Source organism: Chitinophaga sp. GbtcB8, from assembly GCF_019091455.1.
In the GTDB taxonomy this organism is placed as follows: Bacteria; Bacteroidota; Bacteroidia; order Chitinophagales; family Chitinophagaceae; genus Chitinophaga.
This window is the reverse complement of record NZ_JAGXJN010000455.1, coordinates 1-233: the sequence shown is the minus strand read 5'-3', so window position 1 is coordinate 233 and position 233 is coordinate 1. Positions and strand designations below refer to the sequence as shown.

Genomic DNA, 233 nt, shown 5'->3' with positions numbered 1-233 from the left:
CAGCCTTTTATGAAAAATGGCAAAACCATCTCCCTGCCACACCAGCAGTTTAAGCTGGTTGCATCGGTTGTTAAGAAATATAAATACATCCCTGGTGAGCGGTTCTGTATGCATCTGTTCTTTAACAATGGCGGACAGGCTGTAAAAGCTCTTATTGATATTGTCAGGCTCACGGTAAAGGAAGTATCGGAAATCCGGATTCAGTGGGATCAATTGGGGGTATATAGTAATTC

The 233-nt window shown here is 42.5% G+C and carries 1 protein-coding gene; it reads right to left on the bottom strand.

What is annotated here, in order from left to right; translation table 11 throughout:
* Positions 1–213, bottom strand: a 213-nt coding sequence (tnpB, locus tag KVT36_RS33355; protein WP_217607523.1) for an IS66 family insertion sequence element accessory protein TnpB, incomplete at its 3' end; no start/stop codon positions are given.
* Between the last annotated feature and the right edge of the window lie 20 nt (positions 214–233).